At 32.5% G+C, this 8,608-nt stretch carries 8 protein-coding genes; all 8 read right to left on the bottom strand.

From position 1 onward, the window contains the following. Positions 1-299 precede the first annotated feature (299 nt). On the bottom strand, positions 300-1,301 hold the full coding sequence (locus CWC11_RS18785) for a glycosyltransferase family A protein (protein WP_138683914.1): 1,002 nt from the start codon (positions 1,299-1,301) through the stop codon (positions 300-302). Positions 1,302-1,349: 48 nt separating this feature from the next. Continuing rightward, positions 1,350-2,231 (bottom strand): polysaccharide pyruvyl transferase family protein, encoded by an 882-nt coding sequence (locus tag CWC11_RS18780; protein WP_138683913.1) that lies wholly within the window; start codon positions 2,229-2,231, stop codon positions 1,350-1,352. Position 2,232: 1 nt separating this feature from the next. Then, complete coding sequence (locus CWC11_RS18775) at positions 2,233-3,708, bottom strand: oligosaccharide flippase family protein (RefSeq protein ID WP_171038457.1); 1,476 nt, start codon at positions 3,706-3,708, stop codon at positions 2,233-2,235. Beyond that, the gene (locus CWC11_RS18770; protein ID WP_171038456.1) at positions 3,705-4,661 is read right to left on the bottom strand and encodes a glycosyltransferase family 2 protein; all 957 of its coding nucleotides are present in this window, start codon (positions 4,659-4,661) and stop codon (positions 3,705-3,707) included. Before CWC11_RS18770 ends, CWC11_RS18775 begins: the two co-directional genes overlap by 4 nt. A gap of 50 nt (positions 4,662-4,711) precedes the next feature. Then, entirely contained in the window at positions 4,712-5,881 is a 1,170-nt protein-coding gene (locus tag CWC11_RS18765) for a glycosyltransferase (RefSeq protein ID WP_138683910.1), read from the bottom strand. Positions 5,882-5,952: 71 nt separating this feature from the next. Then, the gene (locus CWC11_RS18760; RefSeq protein ID WP_283241014.1) at positions 5,953-6,687 is read right to left on the bottom strand and encodes a glycoside hydrolase family 16 protein; all 735 of its coding nucleotides are present in this window, start codon (positions 6,685-6,687) and stop codon (positions 5,953-5,955) included. A 74-nt stretch (positions 6,688-6,761) separates the two neighbouring features. After that, positions 6,762-7,673 (bottom strand): glycosyltransferase family 2 protein, encoded by a 912-nt coding sequence (locus tag CWC11_RS18755; RefSeq protein ID WP_212748094.1) that lies wholly within the window; start codon positions 7,671-7,673, stop codon positions 6,762-6,764. 13 nt (positions 7,674-7,686) lie between these two features. Then, positions 7,687-8,601 carry a glycosyltransferase family 2 protein gene (locus CWC11_RS18750; protein ID WP_138683907.1) on the bottom strand — a complete coding sequence of 305 codons (915 nt, stop codon included), beginning with the start codon at positions 8,599-8,601 and terminating at the stop codon, positions 7,687-7,689. Positions 8,602-8,608: the final 7 nt, after the last annotated feature.

Here is an 8,608-nt window from a genome sequence, read left to right as displayed (position 1 = left end):
AAACAAATAAATTTAAACAAAAATAAACAAGCTAAACCAATATAAACTCTTTAAATTAAAAACCCAACCTGACACTCAGCCTAAAAACATATTAACCCCAGTAAATATAGAATTAAAATAGCTCTAAGCTGATGAAAAAGTTAAACACATGGCTCCCTGCATAGATAATAAACTTTATATAAATAGACTATGTTATACGAATAAAAACCTAAACCCACGCATACTTATCATTCCTAGAAGTAAGTATACCCCCATTAAAAAACATTAGCTTTTATAGAAAAATACAACCCCATTAAGATTTAGTTTTTTGATTTAATAAAATAATTTAAAAATCTAAATGGTAATAGAATTAAGGTACGTGGGCTTACTTTATAAATTCTATTTAACAAAACCTTATCTAAACCTTTACCAGTAATAAAGTGCTTTACCATTAAATAAGAAAATTGCTCCTCTAGCCTCGAGTAATTTGATTTAACTTTATTTTTTTCAATTGAATTTAATTCAAAAAAAGAATAAATTTTTCTATAAAATAAAGTTTCATAACCAATTCGCGTTGATGAAGCTAGTTTCCCCCAATCGAAAGAGTCGAAGAATATATTTACACCTCTCCCGCAATAAACCCCTTTATTAAAAGAAAAAACCACTTTACTAGAACTATTTACAAGTTCGAGCCAAAGAAAATAGTCTTCCCCAGCACTTACTAAAGACTCATCAAAACGATGGTTTTTAAGCTTATCAAAGTTATAGACAACACTAGAGGTTTGACTTATGTAATAATTTAAAAATAGACTGAAGCAACTCTTCCCGGTTAACATTGCAAAATCATCTTCCAAATGAATATTATATTTACAGACAGCCTTATCTAGATCTTTAAAACAGCCTGTTTCGTTAAATAAAGAATGTTCAGAATCGAAACGACTATGATCAGAAAAATAAAAATCTACATCTTGAATAGATAGAGCTTTCATAGCATTTGAAATATGAAAGTCCATCCAACAATCGTCGGAGTCTAAAAAAGCTAAAAACTCTATATCCTGTCCATAAAGATAATCTAACGCTTTGTTTCTAGCAGCAGCTGGCCCCTGATTTTTTTGTAAAATTAATTTTAAAGTACAATTTTTAGGTAACTTTAGCTCACTAATCTCAGACTCTGCGGAAATAGGAGATCCATCATCGACTATAGTTATTAGAAAATTTATCCCCTGAGCACTCTGTTTAAAAATTGAAGCAAGTGCATTCAATAAGAGCCCGCTTTTCTTTTGATAAAAAGGAATAACAACTCCGACATTAATGCTTTTCATAAAATATTCCTTTATAAATAAACTACATTATTAATTTATATGCCCAGATTAAACTTTTAAAGGGCAATATTCTGACAACTTACTAAGTGCCATATCGGCTTTTAAATTAAAAATTTTATCTTCACTTAATTGACCACCATTTTTTGCTAACTTCAACAGCTTTTCACCCGCATTCTCAATATAGTATTTATCAGTAAAACTTAGCATCTTTGCGAATTGTCGACTACGTTTGCCTGTGCCTAATTTACCAGTTACTTGAGACCATGAGTCTTTAATTGAAGAGCTTGGCATTTGACTAAATTTCAGATCAATATTTAACGATTCAGCCCAATCAAACCACTTATTATGATGTATCGGTAATATTGGCTTTAGCGATACCCACGGTACCCTCAAAGTATCAGCCAAAATAGTGCCATGCATTGCTTCTGTGATTAATAGATCCGTCTTTTTTAATTCAATTAAAGACTCTAAAACATCTGGATTAGTGGGATCTATAAAATTGATACCCGCGAGTTTACAAACCAACTCCCAATTACCACGCGGAATACTTTCATAATGGGGCATGAAGCTGATTTTATGTTGTTTTTCTTGGTTAGGTAGCTTCATAAAATGAGTTAATATAGCAGCATCTGTTATTGCTAGTCTTGGATCTAAGTTTAATGCGGCTGCGGTTCTAGGACCTCTGACAAATGCTATATCCCAGCTACCATCATGTACATCAGGTTTCGGAGTATAACCACCATAACCGGAGCCCATAACTATTTTTTTAGGTTTCTTAGGTAAGTAATCCCACAAAATAGAGCCAATACCTAAAAATAGCTTTGAGTCGTCTTCATCAAAAAAGCCAGGGGAGACTAACGAATCCCACATATATTTATTTAGCTCATCACCGAAGTTAGGTACGTGTCCCGAAAAATAGGTTAATTTCACTTTAAATTTCCTTATAATTTTGTTTATGTGCTAATTTTAAAATAATTTTGTTTTTTGGAAAAATACTTAAGGCACTTGAGGTCAATTTCCCTCCATCAAAGAGGTACATTAATATGAAATAGATAATTATAAAAAATAACCCAGCAAGGACTATGTTTAAAATTATTAGCTCAAAATAAAAGATGTTACCCAAGCTTAGTGTCAGTAATATACTTATGACTGCACAGATCACAGGTGATATAAAACTTGAAAGGTACTCACTAATAGTAATATTTAATAATTTACATGAACGCATCATTGAGGCAGTGCAATAGGTTAGCTTTGCAAGTATGAGGGCAGCTAAAAAACTCTTAACTCCCCAATAGACGCACAACGTTGTTATTGGCACTATAATAATTGATAACTTTAATTGTAAATGAAACCACCATTTCGCATTATTAGTTAGAAGAATAATATTTTTTTGTGGAATGCCTAATATTACTATCATATATGCAATGCAAAAAGCTTGAAATATTAGAACTGACTCAAGCCACTTTTCTGTAAATAAAATAATGAATATATCTGATGAGTACGCGAATAAAAAAATAAAAATTGGGTATAGTAGAACAACTGAAAAGTATACAGCGTTTAAAAAACCCGCTTTAAGATTGCCATTTTCTGCCTGAGTTTTAGCTAATATAGGAAAGCTGACCTCAGATACTGTACCAATAAAGACCTCATTAATTATAGTAGATAACCTTTTAGCGACACTATAAAAACCTAACTGCCTATTCCCTAAAACACTGCCTATAATAAGAGATTCATAATTACTGAGTGCAAAAGTAAGGCCATTAGTTAAGCTTGTATATATTGAAAATGAGTTTAGCTTTACTATGTGTTCTAATTTAAAAATTAAAGAAACTCTATCTCTTGTGGGTATGTATACAACTAAAAAATTGAAAATAGAAAGTATTACCTGAGACCAGATTAGCGCCCATATACCATAATCCAATGTGAGTAATAATATTATTATAAAAGCAGAGATAATACCTGAAAAAAAAGTCCTCAAAGCTAAGTTTGCATACCTTTGTTCCTTTAAAAGCAGTATATTCAAAGTAGAGTACAATCCATCAAAAATTAATTTAGAACAAAATATCGCCAATGCATAATTAAATATTTCAGTTTGAAAATCGAAAGGTGATATCAAGCAAAATACTAGTATTAAAAATACGAGTAGAATTGAAACAAAAAAATTAAGCCAAAAAATACTACTAATCGTGGGGGTGTCGCTAATTTGATATTTTATTATAGCTTCTCGCCAACCTACTGGCATTAAGCTACTAGATATGTAAATTATTGACAAAGCGAATGCTATTAAACCAAAATCTTCTGGTGCTAAAATTCTGGCCGAGTACGTAAATACAGCAAAGTTAATTATTGGTGGGAAAAATTTACTTATAAAAAGCCATACTATCCCCTTAGATTTACTGTCACTCACTTGTTTAATCTTCTTCTAACGACGCGAATAAAAAATTGCGCCTTTAAATTTTTTAAAATAAAAATAAAAGCAGAAAGAGAATTTGTAATAGATTTTATAGTTGTTTTATAATTTTTATTTTTTATAGAAGAGTAAAAACATATCCATTGGACTTTAATATTAATGCTTTGTGCGTGTCTAAGTAATAACTTTCTTTCATGAGAAGTTAAACTTTCTATCTTAGCTAGCTCATAGTCGCAATCTCTCAATTTAATCAGATCTTTTTTACTATGATTACCCGATAGTGAGTTTTGACGAACAACAGCTACATACCCAGAAGCCTCAATTAATTTTAATTTAGCTCCAAATATTAGGCACCTACAATAGAGTTCATAATCTTCACCCAATCGCATATTTTCTTGATAAGTTAAGTTATTCTCTAATAAAAAGCGACGTTTAATTATTGGTTTAATAAATCCAAGTTCTTTTCTAAACTCACCTTTTTTAGTAATGTTCGACTCAATAAAATCTGATAAGGATATTAGCGTAGGAAATTTTTGTCTTTTTCCAAGCATTGCTGTTTTTCTGCTAGTTGGATCATTCTCATTTATACGAAATTTGTCATCTGCAATAAGCTCTATGCTTTCACTATGTGCTAATAACTTCTTAAAGCGACCTCTTTCAATATAGTCATCTGAATCAAGTACTGTTACCCATTTAGCTGTACACTTTGTGAGAGCAATATTTCTAGCTTTCGCTGGCCCACTGTTTATATCAGTAGAAAATACAGAGACCTTTGTGAATTGCTTTTGTAAGCCTGCCAACATTTGCATAGTACCATCGCAAGAGCAATCATCTACTACAATCACTTGACTAACAAACTCGTCATCTACTACTGACTCGACTGCTCTTACGATTGTTTTTTCTGCATTATAAGCAGCTATAATAACTGCTATAGTATTGTTATTGAACAAAATATATCCCTATCATTAGTCGTAACAAAGTTACGTTTCTCAACGTGTAGTCACCTAGTCGAATCAGCTTTTTTCCAAGTCACAGTTTTCTTGCCTGAAATGGACTGTAGAATACCAATACCAGCAGCAATATTAGCCATAGTAAAATATTCAGCTATTACCGCTAATTTTGAAACTACAGGTATTTTTGGGAATTTATTTAACCAAGATAAAATAGCCATTACATAAAAAATAACATGTAATATCAGAATTGAAGTGAAAAAATAGCCGCTTTCAAAAATAGCTAGATAAAAATTAGACACTAAAGCAGATATCATAAAAAATAGACTATACCAGCGTAATACTTTATGTGAGTAGAGTTTCCATAAATTAAACAAAGATAGCTTATTTAAACATTCAGCCCGCAAATGTTTATAACTATTATATGAGCGGTTACTGATCCTGACTTTTCTAGGAAACTCTTCGGCAGTGGTCTCTGCACCTTTTTCATAGGCTGTAATTGAATCATCAAATTTCAGTTTATAGCCTTGATTTACCACCCCCATCGAAGAACAAAAGTCATCCAGAACATGTACTGGTAATTCTCTTAACAAAGATCTTCTTATTGAAAAAATAGACCCATCGGCCCCCATCATCGAACCTGACAACGACTCCGACTTTTTAATCATTTCTTCATATTTCCAATACAACCCATTACTTTGCGCTGCCCCCTCAACATCATCATTGGTATAAATTAACTGCCCTGCTACACCACCAACGTCTTTATCTTCATAACATTTTGCAATTTGTAATAAAGCATCACTTTTTAAATAAACATTAGCGTCAGAAAAAACCAATATATCGCATTCAATACCCACTAAAGCCTTATTAATTGCATTAGTTTTGCCTAGACCATCACTCACTTCAAATAGCTCAACTCTACCAGGGTGTTTATCTATATATTGTTTAGTTATTTCTACTGTTTTATCTGAGGAAGTATCAGATATTACAAGAATTTTATAATTACTTGTGTCGTAATCTAAGGCGAGGTGATTTTCAATTTTTTTACTTATAACAGCTTCTTCGTTATGTGCTGGTACTACAATAACGATAGTTCTATCTGTATTTGAAAAATTAGCTTTAACATTATCTTTTTTAATTAAACTGCACATGTATATACTTAAAGGAAACAAAAAATATATATAAACCAAAAAAAATATTGAAATAAAAAATATTGTCATCACTAATCACCATCCATTGCTATGCCTTATCTAAGGACTTTAAAAATATTAGATTTTTACCAGTATTATAGTTACTGATAAACTCTTACATAATCTATTAAAAACTGCTGTGGGAATATGGCGTCATCAATTCCATGCTTGCCTCCCCAAGAACCACCAATTGCTAGATTAATAATTAAATACATTGGCTCATCAAAAGGCCAATAATCTGCACTGTCGCCTTCTTTTTCATAGTTAAAAACTAACTTATCGTCTATGTAGAACTTAATTATATTGGGATGCTTTTCAACAGCATATGTGTGGTAATCAGTTAATAAATTATCTAATTTAAATTCTTTATTTACACCTTTTTTATTTTGATGATTTCTCTTTGTTGTATGCAAAGCTACATGCACTTTATTTTTTTTATAGCCAACATACTCCATGAGATCAATCTCTCCTTTAGCAGGCCACCCTTTCCCGCCTTTATCTGCACCGAGCAACCAAATAGCGGGCCAAACACCTACGCCTTTAGGCAATTTAGCACGCACTTCAATCCTAGCATGTGTCCATGAGTTTAAGTTGCGTGTCGTTAGGCTCGCAGAAGTATAAGGTTGCTTCTTTGCTTCAAATAACTCTTGCCATAAACCTGAATCATTTCCAGCATCTTTTCTAGCCTCTATTATGAGGTTTCCATTTTTTACTCTAGAATTTTCTAGATTAGATACATTATAAAATTGCTTTTCTCCGTTACGAACATACCCTTTTTCGTATCCCCATTTACTATTATCTGGAAGGCCTTCGTAATTAAATTCATCACTCCAAATTAGTTTTTTAAACTCTTGTGCATATAATGAATGTGAAAATATAAAAAAGAATAAAGCGAAAAAAAATCTTCCTTTCATGCGTAGCTCCTTACTTTACCGCCAGATAAAATTCCATAAAAAAAACCAAAACCATGAGACAAATCACATAAGCTGTCTAAATGTGTACGTTTAGGACTAATCAAGAATGGTAAAAATGATAGTAAGCCCTTAACTATATATGCAGTACCTTTAAAGGCGCATGTACTCAGCACCTTAAAAAAAGACTTATTGCAGCTTTCAATTTTAAAGCCTGTGGCTCCCATCCTGAAACAACGTCGTAATGCCCACTTAGTAGTTAAGCGTTCATGTACTATGTGCTCTTGAACTATCGCACTTTGCACCCAGCTAATTTTACCACCGGATGCTGTAAGTCTTAAGAAAAGCTCTTTATCTTCACCACCGTGGATTAGTGACTCATTAAATTTAAGATTAAATTTTTGCATTGTGTTGACGTCAATTAAAATATTATTAGTTGCCGCCCATTTAACAACTACACCTTCATTTACCTTACGCTCATGATATAAACTTGCTAAATTGAAATATTTAGCTGTATTAGCTGGAAAGATAGCTTTTTGAGGTCCCGCGACAACGTCAAAACCATTCATTTTAGAGCAAAGTGATTGAAGCCAGTTTTGCTGCGCGAAAGCATCGTCATCAATAAAAGCTAGATAATCGTAGCTTTTTGTTGTAGCAAACGTTAGAGCATGATTCCGTGCATACGGTATACCTTTTTTTGTTTCGAGAGCATGGATGATCTTTACTTCACTTTCATTTGAAAACTTACTTAAACTATCACCAACTAGCTGATTATGTTTTAGATTATTTTCGACAACCAATATACTCAATTCGATATTATTATTGATCTTTTGCTCAATAATACTCAATAAGCATTGCTCAAAGGTCGTACTCCTACTTCCGGTTGTTAACACGGCAACTAGTACTTTCAAAGAAATCTCCATATTAATTTAATAGTCTTTTTCTAATTGGGAGCCATAACAAACTGCACGCTCTTGGGTTCGCGATTACTATACAGAGTGACTTTAAGACTTTTTTATTTTTAATTGACTCAACAAGTGAAATATAGCTTTTAGTTTTAGATAAGTTTCTACTTCTGAGTTTAAAAGCTTTATATTCCAAAGGTTGAAAGGGGTACATGTCTGCAAACTTTTTATCTCCCCATTGAAACTTATCGATATGCTCCTGATTAAGCTTCCCTGAAATAGAGTCCCCTCTGATGTTATATACATAACCACAAACTTCTACCACCTTAGCCTTCGCTTTTGCTGCTAAACAAGATGCTAAGAAATAGTAGTCTTCACCAATGCGAACCTCAGGCCAATACCGGACCTTATTAGTTATTAAAAACGACTTTAAAAAAATAGGCTTTACATAACCGGTCGTTTTTTTACCCATAAAATCTGAATTGCCAGCAATAAACTCAGCAAGTGATAAATTGCCCTTTTTGAGTTCATTATTAGTATAAAATGGCTTAAGCTCGTTAGGATCCCCTAAACACATGTAAAAATCATCGATTAAAATATCAGCGGTTCCATCATCTGAATTAATCATTGCATTTAATCTGTTAGGTAAAAAGTAATCATCCGAATCTAAAACAGCTATCCACTTCCCTTTTGCAGCTGAAAACCCAATATTTCGAGCAGCTCCTGGACCACCATTTTTACTAGAACGAATTAACCTGACACGTTCATCTTTATAGTTTTCAACTACTCTACAAGTGTTATCATTTGAAAAGTCATCTACCACTATTACCTCAAGGTTTATATCTTGCTGCAAAGCCGAGTCTATCGCCTTACTGATAAACTTCTCAGAATTCCATGCTGCGATAATAACTGACACTTCTAATTCAACTTTCATTTGATTC

The sequence above is a fragment of the Pseudoalteromonas sp. S3178 genome (genome assembly GCF_005886985.1).
In the GTDB taxonomy this organism is placed as follows: Bacteria; Pseudomonadota; Gammaproteobacteria; order Enterobacterales; family Alteromonadaceae; genus Pseudoalteromonas; species Pseudoalteromonas carrageenovora.
This window is presented reverse-complemented; position numbering and strand designations above follow the sequence as displayed.

What these genes read in the sequence shown, in the direction of transcription:
- CWC11_RS18785 (WP_138683914.1), bottom strand. Translation starts at nt 1,301, where the DNA reads ATGAAAAGCATTAATGTCGGAGTTGTTATTCCTTTTTATCAAAAGAAA.
- CWC11_RS18765 (WP_138683910.1), bottom strand. Translation starts at nt 5,881, where the DNA reads ATGACAATATTTTTTATTTCAATATTTTTTTTGGTTTATATATATTTT.
- CWC11_RS18750 (WP_138683907.1), bottom strand. Translation starts at nt 8,601, where the DNA reads ATGAAAGTTGAATTAGAAGTGTCAGTTATTATCGCAGCATGGAATTCT.